Genomic DNA, 15,125 nt, shown 5'->3' on the forward strand with positions numbered 1-15,125 from the left:
ACGTCCGGCGTGTCGCGGGCTGTCCGATTCGCTCCGGAGTCGCGCCTGGTCGGGGCCTTCCTCTGCCGAAGCTCCGATCTACAGGCTCTCACGCCGCGACCCCCACCTCGCACAGGCACGCGATGCCCTTGCCACGGAGTTGCCAGACCCTGACACTCGTGATCACTTCAAGGTGACGACGTCGGGAGAGCTGACGTCGTACAGGGTGGCCTTGCGGCTCAGGAGCGAGACCAGGATGCGGCCTTTCTCCTGCGGCCTGTCGGCCCCGCCCCACAGGACGGTACGGCCGTCGGACAGCTCCAGCGTCACGCCCTCGGCCGAGGCGGCGCGCACCTGCCGGACCTTGCCCGCCACCACCGGCGGCAACGCCTGGACGACCTGGAGCGCCGCCATGGTGGCCGGGTCGCCCGCGGCCGGCCGGTCGACCTTGAGCAACGGCAGCATGAACGGCGACGTGTCCTTGACCTCGATCACCACGCCCTGCTTGTCGACCACCGCGAACCGGCCGCCCGCGGGGATCACCGCGACCGGCTCGCGCTCGACCACCTCGATCCTGAGCGTGCCCGGCCACACCCGGTCGACCTTCGCCGTCGCGAGCTGCCGGATGCCGAGCACGCGCGCCTGGACGTCGGCCAGGTCGACCGTGGCCAGCGGATGCAGGTCGGGGACGGCGGCCTGCTGCTTGATGTGCTCGCTGGTCACTGTGAGATTTCCCACGATCTCGATCGACCGCACGCCCAGCACCGGCGAGAAGAACACCAGCCAGGCGGCCGAGCCGACCACCCCCGCCGTCAACAGCACCAGGAACGCGTTACGCGCCTTCATCGCCCTCCTCGCACGCCGGCTTCGAACGTACGCCGCCGGGCCGTCCGGCGCCCGCCCGCCACGCCCGTACGGCTCAGGACAGGCGCGCCACGAGCTGCGGCCCGAGCTCCGTCACGTCGCCCGCCCCCATCGTGAGCACGATGTCACCCGGCCGCGCCCGCCCGGCCACCAGGTCCGGCACCGCCGCCCGGTCGGGGGCGTAGGCCACCCGCTCGGCGGGCAGCGGCACGCGCCCGGCCACCATCGCGCCGGACACGCCCGGCTCGGGATCCTCCCGCGCGCCGTAGACGTCGAGGACGATGACCTCGTCGGCCAGCCCGAGGGCGGCGCCGAACTCGTCGGCGAAGAACCGGGTGCGCGAGTACAGGTGGGGCTGGAAGATCGCGATGACCCGGCCGGTGCCCGAGTAGGAGGCCACGACGTCGCGCGCGGCCCGCAGGTCGGCGGCCAGCTCGGTCGGGTGGTGGGCGTAGCTGTCGAACACCGCGACGCCGCCCGCCTCGCCCTTGGCCTCGAAGCGCCGCTTGGCCCCCGTGAAGGCCGCCAGGCCGTCTCTGATGTCCTCGAACGCCAGCCCCAGCTCGTCGGCCACGGCGATGGCGGCGGTGGCGTTGAGCGCGTTGTGCGCCCCGGGGACGGCCAGCCGCACGTCTCCCCTGCCCTCGATGGAGAACACCGTGCCGAAGCCGTCGGGACGCACGCCGGTCACCCGGTAGTCCTCGCCCCGCTCGCCGTAGGTCCTGACCCGCAGCCCGCGCTCGCGCGCCCGCCCGACCAGCTCGGCGGCGCCCGGGTCGTCGGCGCAGACGATGAGCAGCGAGCCCACCCGGTCGGCGAAGCGGGCGAAGCTGTCGTGCACCGCGCGCGGGTCGCCGTAGTTGTCGAGGTGGTCGGCCTCGACGTTGGTCACCACGGCGATGTCGGGGGCCAGCATGAGGAAGGAGCCGTCGCTCTCGTCGGCCTCGGCCACGAACACCCGGCCCGCGCCCTCGTCGGCGCCCAGCCCGGTGGTGACGAGCTGGCCGCCCACGCAGTAGGACGGCTCGGCGCCGCACTTCTGCAGCGCCACGGTGAGCATGGAGGTGGTGGTGGTCTTGCCGTGGGTGCCGGCGATGGCCACGCCGGTGCGGCCGGCCATCACCGAGGCCAGCGCGGCGGCCCGCGGGATGATCCGCAGGCCCTGCTTGAGCGCCTCGCCCAGCTCGGGGTTGGAGTCGCGGATGGCGGTGGAGACCACCACGGTGTCGACGTCCCTGATGTGCGAGGCGGCGTGCCCGATGTGCACGGTCGCGCCCAGCTCGCGCAGCTCGGTCACCAGCTCGGAGCTGCGCGCGTCGCTTCCGGTGACGCGGACGCCGCGCTTGAGCAGGATGCGGGCGATGCCCGACATGCCCGCGCCGCCGATGCCGATGAAGTGCACGCGGCCGAGGTCTTCGACGGCTACGGGATCGACCAGCTTGACGAGACTCATCGGGCTATCTCCAACACTTTCCTGGCAAGCATGATATCGGCGTCCTTGCGCCCCAGCCGGGAGGCGGCCTCCGACATGACGGCGACCCGTTCGGGGTCGTGGAGCATGGGCAGCACGTTCTGGATGATCCAATCGGGTGACAGGTCGGAGTCGTCGACCATCAGGCCGCCGCCGCCGCGCACGACGCGCTCGGCGTTGACGGTCTGCTCGCCGTTGCCGTGCGGCAGCGGCACGTACGCGGCCGGCAGCCCCACGGCCGTCAGCTCGGCGCAGGTCAGGGCCCCGCTGCGGCACAGCGCGACGTCGGCGGCGGCGTAGGCGAGGTCCATGCGGTCGACGTAGGGCAGCAGCACGTACTGGGGGTCGCCGGGCGGCGGCTCGTGCTCGACGGTGTTGTTCAGCCCGAGCACGTGGAGCACCTGGATGCCGGCCCGGCGCAGCACCGGCGCGGCGGCCAGCGCGGCCTGGTTGAGCGACCTGGCGCCCTGCGAGCCGCCGAAGACCAGCAGCGTGGGCCGGTCGTTCTCCAGCCCGAACCAGGAGCGCGCCTTGTCGCCGGTGGACAGCCGGTCGAGCGTGACGATCTCGCGGCGCAGCGGGGTGCCGATGAACTCGGCCTTGGGCAGCGCGGCGTCGGGGAAGCCGGTGAAGACGTGGTCGGTCAGCCGGGCGCCCAGCCGGTTGGCCAGGCCGGGACGGGGATTGGCCTCGTGGACGACGATCGGCAGGCCCTTGCGCTTGGCCGCCAGGTAGGCGGGCGTGGCGACGTAGCCGCCGAACCCGACCAGGATGTCGGCGCCGACCCGATCGAGGACGCCCGACACGGCGTTGATCGCCCCAGCCAGCCGGCCCGGCACGGTCAGCAGGCTCGGGGTGATCGCCCTGGGCAGCGGCACGGCCGGCACCAGTTCGAGATCGTAGCCCCTGGCGGGCACGAGCCGCGTCTCCAGGCCGCGCTCGGTGCCCACGCAGGTGATGCCGACGCTCCGGTCAAGATGGCGCAGCGCGTCCGCAAGGGCGAGCGCGGGCTCGATGTGCCCGGCCGTCCCCCCACCGGCGAGGACCACCCTCATCTCGGTCACTCCCTAACGTCTCACTCGGCCTCTGGACGTACCCCCCAGGCCAAGCCAGCTTAGGCCCCGTGCGGCGGGTCCGGGGCCACGCGCGGCCAAGGCTTCGCGCGCGCCGGGCTCGCGTTTGGCGAACGACAGCAGGATGCCCAGCGCGGCGAGCGTGGGGAGCAGGGACGACCCGCCGTAGGAGACCAGCGGCAGCGGGATGCCGGTGATGGGCAGGACGCCGAGCACGGCGCCCATGTTGACGGCCGCCTGCCCGACGATCCAGGCCACCATGGCGGCCGCGGCCAGGCGGACGAAGCCGTCGTTGACCCGGACCGCGACCCGCAGCCCCGCGTAGCCGAGCAGGCCGAACAGCGCCACCACCATCAGCGTGCCCATCAGCCCGAGCTCCTCGCCGAGGATGGCGAAGATGAAGTCGCTCTCGCCGTGGGGCAGCCAGCTCCACTTCTGGCGGCTGCTGCCCAGGCCGAGCCCGAACCAGCCGCCAGAGCCCATCGCGATCTGCCCCTGCACGGCCTGGTAGCCGGCGCCCTGGGCGTCGGCCCACGGGTCGAGGAAGGCCCCGATGCGCTTCATCCGGTACGGCTCCACCTTGATCATGATGGCCGCGGCCAGCACCGCCAGCGCCAGGATGCCGCCGAACAGCTTGATCGGCGCCCCCACCACCCACAGCAGCGCCAGGAAGATCATGAAGAGCACGAGGGTGGTGCCGAGGTCGCGGCCGAGCAGGACCATGACGACCAGGATCGCGGTGCCGGGCATGAGCGGGATCAGCATCTGCCGCCACTCGATCCGGCCCTGCCTGGCCCGTCTGGCCAGCAGGTCGGCCCCCCACAGCACGAGCGCCAGCTTGGCCGGCTCGGACGGCTGGAGGGTGAACGGGCCGAGGTAGATCCACCGCTGCGCGCCCAGCTCGGACTCGCCGATGAACAGCACCATGACCAGCGCCAGCACCGCCAGCGCCATGAGCGGGTAGCCCGCCCAGCGGAAGAACTTCGGCGGCAGGCGCGAGCAGGCGTACATCACGGGCACGCCGACGCCGGCCGACAACGACTGCTTGATGAACCACGAGAACGGGTTGCCGGTCTTCTGCTGGGCCTCGATCGCGGAGGCCGACAGCACCATCATGAGCCCGAGCGCGAGCAGCAGCGCGCTGCACATGATGATCAGGTAGTAGGTCGTCAGCGGCTTGTCGAGCAGTTCCTTCAGCACGGCGCGCTGCTCGCGGACCCAGCTCGCCGGGCCCTCCTGGGCCTTGGACCGGGTGGGCTCGCCGGCGGCCGGGCGGGCGCCGGCGGTGCCGGTGCTACTGCTCACGCCGCCGCCTCAGCTCGTGGACGGCACGGGCGAAGGCCTCCCCTCGTGCCGGATAGCCGGGGAACATGTCGAGCGAGGCGCCCGCTGGGGAGAGCAGCACGGTATCCCCGGGGGAGGCCAGCCGCGCGGCTTCGGTGACGACGGTGTCCATCACACCAGTGTCTTGGCCCGGGATGTCCACGACGGGGACATTCGGCGCGTGTCGCGCGAGTGCTTCGGCGATCGCCGCGCGGTCGGCGCCCAGCAGCACCGCGCCGCGCAGCCGGGGCGCGGCCCGCCGGACCAGGTCGTCGACGTCGGCGCCCTTGAGCTGACCGCCCGCCACCCACACGATCGACGGGTAGGCGCTCAGCGCGGCCGCGGCGGCGTGCGGGTTGGTGGCCTTGGAGTCGTCGACGTAGTCGACGTCGCCGATCCGGTCGACGTGGGACAGGCGGTGGGGGTCGGGCTTGAAGGCGCGCAGGCCCAGCCGTACGGCCTCGGACGGCACGCCGAGCGAGCGGGCCAGGGCGGCGGCGGCCAGGGCGTTGGCCACGTTGTGGGGGGCCAGGGGCCGGATGTCGGCGAACGTGGCCAGCTCTTCCGCCGCCTCGACCGGGTCCGCCACGAACGCCCGGTCGACCAGCAGGTCTTCGACCACGCCGATCTGGCCGCTGCGCGGCGCCCGCAGCGTGAAGCCGACGGCGCCCTGGTAGGGCTCGGCCAGGCGGGCGCACTCGGGGTCGTCGGCGTTGTAGATCACGGTGCCGGCGCGTTCGTAGATGCGGCCCTTGGCGGCGGCGTACTCGGCCATGGAGCCGTGCCAGTCGAGGTGGTCGGGGGCGATGTTCAGGATCGCCGCGGCGTGCGGGGCCAGGGTGCTGGACCAGTGGAGCTGGAAGCTGGACAGCTCGACGGCCAGGGCGTCGTACGGCTCGGCGACGGCGCGGACGACCGGAACGCCCACGTTCCCCACGGCCAGGGCGTCGAGCCCGGCGGCCTGGAGGATCGAGGTGAGCATGCGCACGGCCGTGGTCTTGCCGTTGGTGCCCGTCAGCGCGAGCCAGGGTGCGGCGTGCGGCGGGCGCAGCCGCCAGGCCAGCTCCACCTCGCCGACGACCTCGACGCCGGCCGCCAGCGCGGCGGCGACCAGCGGGTGGTGCGGGGCCCAGCCGGTGGTGACGAGCCTGGTCGTGCCCTCGGGCAGCACCATCTCGCCGAACCTGGTCTCGACCCCGGCGCGGGCCAGCTCGGCCGCGGCGGCCAGCTGCCGCTCACCCTCCACGGCCTCCACGACCACGACCCGCTCGCCGCGTCCGGCCAGTGCCCCGGCCACCGCGGTGCCGGAGACGCCGAGCCCGGCCACGCACGTCAACGTCATGGCTTGGGCATCCACTCGACGTAGAACAGCCCGAGCCCGAGCGCCGCGCAGAGCCCGGCGATCAGCCAGAACCGCACCACGATCGTGGTCTCGGCCCAGCCCTTCAGCTCGAAGTGGTGCTGCAGCGGCGCCATCCTGAACACCCGTTTCCCGGTCATCTTGAAGAACCCGACCTGGATGATGACGGACGCCGTGATGATCACGCACAGCCCGGCCAGGATGATCAGCAGGAGCTGCGTGCGGGTGGCGATGGCCAGGCCGGCCAGCACGCCGCCCAGGGCCAGCGAGCCGGTGTCGCCCATGAAGATCTTCGCCGGCGGGGCGTTCCACCACAGGAACCCGACCAGCGCCCCCAGCACGGCCGCGGCCACCACCGACAGGTCCAGCGGGTCGCGCACCCAGTAGCAGTTGGGCCCGAGCTGGTCGATGCAGTTGTTGCGGAGCTGCCAGTTGCCGATCAGCACGTACGCGCCGAGCACGACGCCGGTCGCGCCGCTGGCCAGGCCGTCGAGGCCGTCGGTGAGGTTCACGGCGTTGGAGAAGCCGACGATCATGAACAGCACCCAGATGGTGAAGCCGACGATGCCGATCGAGGGGCCGATGTCGCGCAGGAACGACAGCCGGGTCTCGGCGGGGGTGATGCCGTAGACGTTGGGCTGGCGGGTGATCAGCACGGCGAACACGGCGCCGACGACGAGCTGGCCGAGGGCCTTGGCGCCGCTGCGCAGGCCCAGGCTGCGCTGCTTGTAGATCTTGATGAAGTCGTCGAGGAAGCCGACCGCGCCGAGGCCGGTCATCAGGAACAGCACGAGCATGCCCGACACCGTCGGCGGCGACAGCGTGGCCAGGTGGGAGCCGCCGTAGGCCAGCAGCGCGGCCAGCACGAACACGATGCCGCCCATGGTGGGGGTGCCGCGCTTGCCCAGGTGGGCCTGCACTCCCTCCTCGCGGATCTCCTGGCCGTAGCCGCGCCGCGAGAACAGCCTGATCGCCAAGGGGGTCCCCAGCATCGACAGGACGAGGCCCACCGCGCCGGCGATGACGATGTTGATCACTGAGCGGCACCTCCGAGAAGGAGCTCCGCCGTGCGTTCCAGGCCCATCGCGCGGGGGCCCTTGACGAGCACCGCGTCGCCGGGGCGCAGCAGGCCGGCCAGTGCGGCCGCCGCTGCCTCGGCATCAGGGACATGTACGATCCGGGTCATCTGGGGAGCATATGGCCCTCCGCCACCTGGCGGTCCCGCGGCGGCCGAGGCCGCCGCGTTGGCGCCCTCCAGCACCGGGCCGGCGTCGGGACCGACGACGACCAGGCCCGTCAGGCCCGAACCGCCCGCCAGCCGCCCCAGTTCGGCGTTGAGCGCCGCGCTCTCCTCGCCCAGCTCGCGCAGCGCCGCGATGACCGCGAACCGCCGCCGCTCCTGCCCCATCACGCCGAACATGTCGAACGCGGCCCGCATCGAGTCGGGGTTGGCGTTGTAGGCGTCGTTGACCACCGTGACGCCGTCGGGCCGGTCGGTGACCTCCATGCGCCAGCGGCTGCGCGGCGTGGCCTCCGACAGCTCCTCGGCGATCGTGGCGACCGGCAGGCCGAGCTCGTAGGCCGCGGCGGCGGCGGCCAGGGCGTTCTCCACGGCGTGGGCGCCGTAGAGCTGGAGCATGACCGGCGCGGCCCCGGACGGCGTGCGCAACGTGAACGAGGCCCGCCCGCGCCCGTCGACCGTCTCCTGCTCGGCCCTGATGGCCGCGCCCTCGCCGCGCCCGAAGTACGTGACGCGCGCGTCGGTGCGCGAGGCCATCTGCGACACCAGCGGGTCGTCGGCGTTGAGCACCGCCACCCCGGTGCGCGGCAGCGCCTCCACCAGCTCGCCCTTGGCCTTGGCGATGGCCTCCTTGCCGCCGAACACGCCGAGGTGCGCGGTGCCGACGTTGAGCACCACGCCGATCGTCGGCGGCGCGATGCGGGTGAGGTCCGCGATGTGGCCGATGTTGCGGGCGGCCAGTTCGAGCACCATGAACCGGGTGTCGACGTCGGCGCGCAGCACGGTCAGCGGGTGGCCCAGCTCGTTGTTGAAGCTGCCGACGGGCGCGATGGTCGGGCCCATCCGGCCGGCCAGCCTGGCCAGCAGGTCTTTGGTGCTGGTCTTGCCCGCCGAGCCGGTCACGCCGATCACGGTGGCCTGCGGCAGCGCGGCGGCCTGCGCGGCGGCCAGCGCGGCCAGCGCGACCGCGGCGTCGGGGACGATCACCGCCGGCGCGTCGACCGGCCTGGAGGCCAGGACGGCGACCGCTCCGGCCCGGATCGCCTGCGCGGCGTAGTCGTGGCCGTCGACCCGCTCGCCGGCGAGGGCGACGAACAGCGATCCCGGCTCCACCGCGCGTGAGTCGATCACTACGGGCCCGCGCACGACGGCGCGGGGGTCTGCCATGCCCGACAGGGCGCCCGAGGTTATCTCGGCGATCCTGGCCAGCGGCAACGGGATCATCGGTGCTTCCTGCTTTCGTTGCGTGCGTCGATCGCTTCGGCGACCACTTCGCGGTCGTCGAACGGGATCACTTCGCCAGAGACGTACTGGCCCTGCTCGTGACCCTTGCCCGCGACGACGATCACGTCGCCGCGGCCGGCCCGGCCGACGGCCAGGTCGATCGCGGCCGCGCGGTCGGGCTCAATGATCACATGGGCGCGGTCGCGGGGCGGAACGCCGAGCGCTCCCTCCATCATCGCGGCCAGGATGGCGAGCGGATCCTCCGAGCGCGGGTTGTCGTTGGTGAAAATCGCCACATCGGCCAGCCGGGCGGCGATCTCGCCCATGATCGGGCGTTTGCCGGTGTCGCGGTCGCCGCCGCAGCCCAGCACGATCGTCAGCGTGCCCGCGGTCACCTCACGCAGCGAGCGCAGCACCGACTCCACCGCGCCCGGCTTGTGGGAGTAGTCCACGAGCGCCTGGAACTCCTCCTCGGCGGAGGTGATGCGCTGCATGCGCCCGGGCACCCCGGTGAGGCTGCCCACGCCGTGCACGGCGGTCTGGAGCGGCACCCCCGACTCCACCAGGCAGACGATCGCGCCGAGCGCGTTGGCGACGTTGAAGGGGCCGGGCAGCGAGATCTGCGCGTCGGCCTCGACCCCGCCGGGACCGGCCACCCGGAACGCGCTGCCGTCGGCGCCGAGCCGGACCTCCAGCGCCCGCCACTCCGCCTCCGGGTCGCCGAGCGCCGAGAACGTGGTCATCGGCACCTTGGCCCGGTGCAGCAGCTCCCGGCCGTGCGGGTCGTCGATGTTGGTCACGCCGACGCGGCTCAGCTCGGGCTGGAACAGCCTGGCCTTGGTGGCGAAGTAGTCCTCGAAGTCCTTGTGGAAGTCGAGGTGGTCCTGGGAGAGGTTGGTGAACAGGGCGACGTCGTAGAAGATGCCGTCGACCCGGCCGAGCGCCAGCGCGTGGCTGGAGACCTCCATGGTGGCCGCGGTGACCCCCTGCTCGCGCATCAGCGCGAACAGGGCGTGCAGCTGCGGGGCCTCCGGCGTGGTCAGCGTGGGCTCGAAGCGGAGGTCTCCGGCGGCGATCTCGACGCCGCCGACCAGGCCCGTCGTGTGGCCGGCCGCCCGCAGGCCGGCCTCCACCATGAAGGTGGTGGTGGACTTGCCGCTCGTGCCGGTCACCCCGATGACCTGGACGTCGTGGGCCGGCTGGCCGTAGACCCAGGAGGAGACCTGCCCGAGCAGCGCGCGCGGATCGGGCACGATCAGCACCGGCAGGCCGGTGGCCACGGCGGCCTCCCGCCCGGCCGGGTCGGTGAGGACGGCCACGGCTCCGCGCGCCATCGCCTCTGCGGCGAAGGTCGCGCCGTGCACGCGGTTGCCCGGCAGCGCCACGTAGAGATCGCCGCGCTGCACGGCGCGGGAATCGATGGTGACGCCGGTCAGGGCGGCATGGGGCGACCTCGACGTGCCGGAATCGGCGTCGAGCATGGTCGCGAGCCCGGTCAGCGGACGGGGCGGGCTGGTCTTGGGACGCATAGACGACGGGGGACGCACGGCGAGAGCGTACCTTCCCTGCTCACTGTCCCGCGCGCGTACGCACCGGCGGCGCGTCCGAGCCTGTGGGAGGAATCTTCCTGCTCTTGATGGCGAACGTCATCACATCCTTGAACACGGGGGCCGCGAGCTGGCCGCCGAAATGGCCGTTCTTGGGGTTCTGGAGCACCGAGAGCACCACCAGCCGGGGCGCGTCCGCGGGCGCGAACCCGGCGAAGGAGGCCGTGTAGCCGTCGTAGCGGCCCAGCTCGGCGTCGTAGCGGTCGGCGGTGCCGGTCTTGCCCGCCACCCGGTAGCCGGGGATGGCGGCCAGCGCGCCGGTGCCCTCGGCGCTCACCGCGGTCTCCAGCATCGTCGTGATCTCCTTGGCCGTCGTCTCGCTCACCACTCTGGTCTGCCTGCCCGCGGGAGCCGGGACGAACCTGCCGGACGCGTCGGTGGTGCCCGCCACGATCTGCGGATCGACGCGGACGCCGCCGTTGGCGATGGTCTGGTAGACGCTGGCGGTCTGCAGGGCGGTCACCGACACGCCCTGGCCGTAGGCGACCGTGCAGCTCTGGCTGCCCGACCAGTTCTTGTAGTTGGGCAGCAGGCCCGCCTCGGCGTTGGGCACGCCGCCCGCCGGGGTGCTGCCGAACCCGAACGCCCTGAGCATCGCGTACAGGCGCTCGCTGCCGACCTTGCGGGCGGCCATGATCGTGGCGACGTTGCTGGACTGGGCCATGGCCTGCCGGAAGGTCATCGCCTCGGGCTTGTGGGCGTGGGCGTCGCGCAGCACCCGGTCGGCGCACCTGATGTTGTCGGGCACCTGGAACACCGTGTCGGGGGTGACCTCCTTGGCCTCCAGCGCGGCGGCGGCGGTGATCACCTTGTTGGTGCTGCCGGGCTCGAACACGTCCGCGGCGGCCTTGTTGACGTAGGAGGACGCGGGGGCCCTGCGCCAGTTGCCCAGGTCGAGCTCGGGCGCGTTGGCCATGGCGATGATCTGGGCGGTCCGCACGTCCATGACGATGACCGCGCCGCTGCTCGCGCCCGACTCGCGCACCTGCTCGGCGACCGCCTTCTGGGCGGCCCACTGGATGTCGCGGTCGATGGTGAGCCGCACGTCCTGGCCGTTGACGGGCGCGGTGCGCTCGCTGCTGGTCATGGGGATGCGCAGGCCGTCGCGGCCGGTCTCGACGCGCTGCTTGCCGTCGCGGCCGGCCAGGATCGTGTTCTTGGCCTGTTCCATGCCGCCCAGGCCGTTGCCCTCGTCGCCGACGAAGCCGATGAGGCTGCCGGCCAGGTCGCCGGCCGGGTAGTCGCGGCGGTAGGTCTTCTTCGTGCTGAGGGCGGGCACGCGGGCCTGGAGCAGGCGGGTGGCCACGACCGGGTCGACGTCCCGGGCCAGGAGCTGGTAGCGGCTGCCGGTCCTGGACAGCTTGGCGGTCATCTCCTCCACGGTCTTGCCGAGCTGCCTGGCCAGGATCGCGGCGACGTTGGCGCGGACGTCCGCGGGGACCTTGGAGGGGTCGATGGACACCTCGCGGGCCTCCGACGTACGGGCCAGCGCGTTGCCGTTGACGTCGGTGATCGTGCCGCGCTTGGCGGGGATCTCCTCGACGTGCTGGCGCTGGCCGACGGCGGCGGCCTCGTAGACCTTGGAGTCGAGGCCCTGCATCTGGATCAGCCGGCCGGCGAAGATCGACAGGACGAACGTCATGCCGATCAGGCCGATGTTGATGCGCCGGCGCGGGCTGCCCAGGCGCAGCACCAGCGGGGGCCGCGGCGGGCGCGGCGGGGTGGGCGGGCGGCGCGGGCCCCTGGGGGGCGGCACGTCCGCGCCGCGGCGCAGCATGCCGCGCTCACGCCCGCGCGCCTGGTCCAGCCCGGAGGCGCGCCCCTGGCCGGACGCCGGACCGCGCCCCTGACCGGCCCCGGGACCGCGGGTCTGACCGGGCCTGCCGCCGCGCCCCTGGTCGGGCCGGGAGCTCCGGCTCTGGCCCGGCCCCGAACCGGGCCGCGCAGGCTCGGACCGCGAGCCGCGTCCTTGGTCGGATCGCGAGCCACGCGCCGGGTCGGGCCGGGAGCCGCGCCCCTGGTCGGATCTTGAGCCGCGGGCCTGGTCGAGGCCGGGGCCGTCGCCACGACGGCGTGACCCCTCCTGCGGCGCCCTGTCCCTGGCGCCGTCGTCGCGCCCCTGGGACGCGCGCCCGCGCGCCCGGTCGCTCTCGTCCCGCCCCTGGGCACGGCCACGCGGACGGCCGCTCTCGTCGCGTCCCTGGGCGGCACGGCCACGCGGCCGGTCGTCGCCGTCGCGGCTCTGCGGGGTGCGCCCGCGCGGGCGGTCGTCGTCGTCGCGCCCCTGGGAGGCGGCGCGGTTGCGGGAATCGTCGCGGGAGTCGTCGCGCGGGCGGCGGCGGGGGCCGTCGCCCGGGTCGCGGCGCGAACGGGTGCCCTCGTCGTCGTCGCGGGGCCGGGCGCGGTCGCCGTCGTCGCGGCGCTGCCGGCCGCGGGAGCCGCCCGCGGAGTCGCGGCGGGCGCTGCCGCGCGCGTCGTCGTCGGGGTCGTGGGGCCGGCGGCCCCTCAGGTCGTCGTCGAACGGCAGGTCGAACGGGTCGGGGGGACGCTTGCGCGGCGAGTCGTCCGGCGCCCCCGGGCGGCCCGCCCCGTCGGAACGGGCAGAGCCCCCTCGCCCTGCCCGCCCCGGACCGCCCGGCGTACGACGAGCGGCGCCGGGCCCTCCAGGAGAGCCGGCGCCGCCAGCGCCGCGGCCGGGACCCTGTCCCCTGCCGCCTGAATCCCTCACCGCTCCGGGACCGCCGGGACACTCGGCTCGCCCTTGTCCCAGGGCCGCAGGTTCTTGTCCAGGTGGTAGCCCTGCGCCTCGGCGCGGTCGGCGATGTTCTGGGGCTGCATCTTGCGCTCGTACTCCAGCCGGAGCGCTTCCTTCTCCTGCTGGGCCACCGCGATCTCCTCACGCAGCTTGGCGTCGGTGATGGCGTCGCGGTTGAGCATGATGTTGAGCAGCAGCAGGCTCACCAGCCCGCCGCACATCAACCCGACGACGAGCAGCACGAACGGCGCCCGCTGCCGCTTGGTCGAGGGCCGCCGCGCGGCGGGACGGCGCGCGGGCGCGGCGCTCTCGCCGGGACGCGCGGCCGCCGGCCGCCGGTCACCGGTGTCAGGACGGGGCCGCGGCTTGGTCTGGTGCGAGACGCCCGGCCTGCGCGTGCCCGGCTTGGGCATGGCGCGGCGGACGGGCGCGACCCGGCCGGTCTCCTGCTCAATCGTCAACGCGGATCCTCTCTGCCGCCCGTAGCCGGGCCGAGGCCGCCCGCGGGTTGCGGGCGAGCTCTTCATCGCTGGGGAGCTCGGCTCCCCTCGTCAGCAGGCGGAACCTCGGCTGGTGTGCCGGTAGCGGGACAGGCAGCCCTGGCGGGCTGGTGTCCTTGGTTCGCGCCGTGAGGGCCTGCTTGGTGAGCCGGTCCTCAAGGGAGTGGTAGGAGAGCACGACGACCCGCCCACCCAGCGCCAGCGCGTCGAGCGCCGCGGGCAGCGCCGCCTCCAGGGCGGACAGCTCCGCGTTGACCTCGATGCGCAGCGCCTGGAAAGTCCTCTTGGCGGGGTTGCCGCCGGTGCGCCTGGTCGCCGCGGGGATCGCGTCGCGCACGATGTCGGCGAGTCTCTTGGTGGAGGTGATGGGCTCCTTGGCGCGTTCCTTGACGATAAGCCCCGCGACCCTCGGCGCGAAACGTTCCTCGCCGTAGTCGCGCAGGATTCGTGCCAGGTCGGCGGCCGGATAGGTGTTGACCACCCGCTCGGCCGTCAGCTCCTGCTCGGTGTCCATGCGCATGTCGAGCGGGGCGTCGTAGGAGTAGGCGAAGCCGCGTTCGGCCTCGTCGAGCTGCGGCGAGGAGACGCCGAGGTCGAACAGCACGCCGTGGACCGTGGGATGCCCGGCCTCGGCGACGATCTGGGCCAGGTCGCCCGAGGAGGCGTGGACCAGGGTGGTGCGGCCGGCATAGGGGGCGAGCCTGCGGGTGGAGAAGTCGATCGCGAACGGGTCGCGGTCGATCCCGATCAGGTGCAGGGACGGGAAGGCGGCGAGCAGGGCCTCGGAGTGGCCGCCGAGCCCGAGATTGGCGTCGACGACGACCGGCTCCGGCCCCGACAGCGCCGGGCCCAGCAGCTCCAGTACGCGGTCGAGCATCACCGGAACGTGACCGCCCGTGCCTGCGTTGTCGTCCATCTCCAACCCCCCCTCTCGCGTCCTGCTCGCGGATGACGCGTATCGGTCAATCGTCAGTCATTCCTGGGTCCCCACCCGGCGCCGTCCGGCCAGGTCCCCATCCGCACCCTCTTCGTGGACGCCCGCCCTCTGACACCGGGGAAGGTGCATCAGTTGGCAGGCAGTGGTTGCGGGTGGAGACCTCGCCGAACGACATCACCGACGGATCGACCGTGGTCACTACAAGATCCCTGGCAGCACCTCCTCCGACAGATCGGCGAACGCCTGCTCCTGCGCGTTGAGATAGGTGTCCCAAGCCTGCGAGTCCCAGATCTCCAACCGGGTGTTGGCCCCGATGACGACGCAGTCACGCTCCAGGCCGGCGTATTGACGCAGGCTCTGCGGGATCGTGACGCGTCCCTGCTTGTCTGGTTTCTCGTCGGACGCGCTTGCGAAGAAGACGCGGCTGTAGTCACGCACCGCCTTGGCGGTGACCGGGGCGGTGCTGAGAGCCTCGGTTATGCGCTGGAACTCCTCTACTGGAAAGACGTAGAGGCATCGCTCCTGGCCTTTGGTGATCACAAGACCCTCCGCCAGCTCCTCACGGTACTTAGCCGGCAGGAACAGCCGTCCCTTGTCGTCAAGACGCGGTTGATGGGTGCCGAGGAACATCGGCGCCACCTCCCGTGCCTCAGCGAAGCGCTCAGCGCTGGTGCACCGGGCCCTCCACTGCGCACCACCATACTCCACTTCTCCCCACCGTCAACTGATTCGAACCGTCTTCATCATCAGTTTCCGTTGCGTTACCGCAGGTCAGAGCGGTGGAGCGGGGGT

Annotated in this window: 12 protein-coding genes; all 12 read right to left on the bottom strand. The window is 73.0% G+C overall.

Annotated elements, in window-relative coordinates; all coding sequences use genetic code 11:
* Positions 1-162: 162 nt before the first annotated feature.
* Positions 163-825 carry an FtsQ-type POTRA domain-containing protein gene (locus tag ACIBK9_RS29595; protein WP_364331415.1) on the bottom strand — a complete coding sequence of 221 codons (663 nt, stop codon included), beginning with the start codon at positions 823-825 and terminating at the stop codon, positions 163-165.
* Between the two features lie 73 nt (positions 826-898).
* On the bottom strand, positions 899-2,296 hold the full coding sequence (gene murC, locus ACIBK9_RS29600) for a UDP-N-acetylmuramate--L-alanine ligase (protein ID WP_358293937.1): 1,398 nt from the start codon (positions 2,294-2,296) through the stop codon (positions 899-901).
* Complete coding sequence (gene murG, locus ACIBK9_RS29605; protein ID WP_352358438.1) at positions 2,293-3,369, bottom strand: undecaprenyldiphospho-muramoylpentapeptide beta-N-acetylglucosaminyltransferase; 1,077 nt, start codon at positions 3,367-3,369, stop codon at positions 2,293-2,295. The genes murC and murG overlap by 4 nt, the downstream gene beginning before the upstream one ends.
* A gap of 12 nt (positions 3,370-3,381) precedes the next feature.
* Entirely contained in the window at positions 3,382-4,692 is a 1,311-nt protein-coding gene (gene ftsW, locus ACIBK9_RS29610; protein ID WP_397162155.1) for a putative lipid II flippase FtsW, read from the bottom strand.
* A complete protein-coding gene (murD, locus tag ACIBK9_RS29615; RefSeq protein ID WP_397162156.1) occupies positions 4,682-6,052 on the bottom strand; it encodes a UDP-N-acetylmuramoyl-L-alanine--D-glutamate ligase in 1,371 nt (456 codons plus the stop codon). Before murD ends, ftsW begins: the two co-directional genes overlap by 11 nt.
* Positions 6,049-7,107, bottom strand: coding sequence for a phospho-N-acetylmuramoyl-pentapeptide-transferase (gene mraY, locus ACIBK9_RS29620; protein ID WP_352325068.1), 1,059 nt, complete (start codon positions 7,105-7,107; stop codon positions 6,049-6,051). Before mraY ends, murD begins: the two co-directional genes overlap by 4 nt.
* Entirely contained in the window at positions 7,104-8,534 is a 1,431-nt protein-coding gene (gene murF / locus ACIBK9_RS29625) for a UDP-N-acetylmuramoyl-tripeptide--D-alanyl-D-alanine ligase (RefSeq protein ID WP_397162157.1), read from the bottom strand. Before murF ends, mraY begins: the two co-directional genes overlap by 4 nt.
* A complete protein-coding gene (locus ACIBK9_RS29630) occupies positions 8,531-10,063 on the bottom strand; it encodes a UDP-N-acetylmuramoyl-L-alanyl-D-glutamate--2,6-diaminopimelate ligase (protein ID WP_387667465.1) in 1,533 nt (510 codons plus the stop codon). The genes murF and ACIBK9_RS29630 overlap by 4 nt, the downstream gene beginning before the upstream one ends.
* 40 nt (positions 10,064-10,103) lie before the next feature.
* Positions 10,104-12,869, bottom strand: coding sequence for a penicillin-binding transpeptidase domain-containing protein (locus tag ACIBK9_RS29635; RefSeq protein WP_397162158.1), 2,766 nt, complete (start codon positions 12,867-12,869; stop codon positions 10,104-10,106).
* The gene (locus tag ACIBK9_RS29640) at positions 12,866-13,357 is read right to left on the bottom strand and encodes a hypothetical protein (RefSeq protein WP_358293945.1); all 492 of its coding nucleotides are present in this window, start codon (positions 13,355-13,357) and stop codon (positions 12,866-12,868) included. The genes ACIBK9_RS29635 and ACIBK9_RS29640 overlap by 4 nt, the downstream gene beginning before the upstream one ends.
* Entirely contained in the window at positions 13,347-14,312 is a 966-nt protein-coding gene (rsmH, locus tag ACIBK9_RS29645) for a 16S rRNA (cytosine(1402)-N(4))-methyltransferase RsmH (protein ID WP_387666398.1), read from the bottom strand. Before rsmH ends, ACIBK9_RS29640 begins: the two co-directional genes overlap by 11 nt.
* 219 nt (positions 14,313-14,531) lie before the next feature.
* Positions 14,532-14,963, bottom strand: coding sequence for a division/cell wall cluster transcriptional repressor MraZ (gene mraZ / locus ACIBK9_RS29650; protein WP_352326976.1), 432 nt, complete (start codon positions 14,961-14,963; stop codon positions 14,532-14,534).
* Positions 14,964-15,125: the final 162 nt, after the last annotated feature.

The sequence above is a fragment of the Nonomuraea sp. NPDC050227 genome, from assembly GCF_044459705.1.
Taxonomy (GTDB): Bacteria; Actinomycetota; Actinomycetes; order Streptosporangiales; family Streptosporangiaceae; genus Nonomuraea.

Excerpts from the sequence above, each read along its gene's own strand:
- murD (WP_397162156.1), bottom strand. The coding sequence starts at position 6,052 with ATGACGTTGACGTGCGTGGCCGGGCTCGGCGTCTCCGGCACCGCGGTG.
- ACIBK9_RS29595 (WP_364331415.1), bottom strand. The coding sequence starts at position 825 with ATGAAGGCGCGTAACGCGTTCCTGGTGCTGTTGACGGCGGGGGTGGTC.
- ACIBK9_RS29630 (WP_387667465.1), bottom strand. The coding sequence starts at position 10,063 with ATGCGTCCCAAGACCAGCCCGCCCCGTCCGCTGACCGGGCTCGCGACC.
- rsmH (WP_387666398.1), bottom strand. The coding sequence starts at position 14,312 with ATGGACGACAACGCAGGCACGGGCGGTCACGTTCCGGTGATGCTCGAC.
- murF (WP_397162157.1), bottom strand. The coding sequence starts at position 8,534 with ATGATCCCGTTGCCGCTGGCCAGGATCGCCGAGATAACCTCGGGCGCC.
- mraZ (WP_352326976.1), bottom strand. The coding sequence starts at position 14,963 with ATGTTCCTCGGCACCCATCAACCGCGTCTTGACGACAAGGGACGGCTG.
- murC (WP_358293937.1), bottom strand. The coding sequence starts at position 2,296 with ATGAGTCTCGTCAAGCTGGTCGATCCCGTAGCCGTCGAAGACCTCGGC.
- murG (WP_352358438.1), bottom strand. The coding sequence starts at position 3,369 with ATGAGGGTGGTCCTCGCCGGTGGGGGGACGGCCGGGCACATCGAGCCC.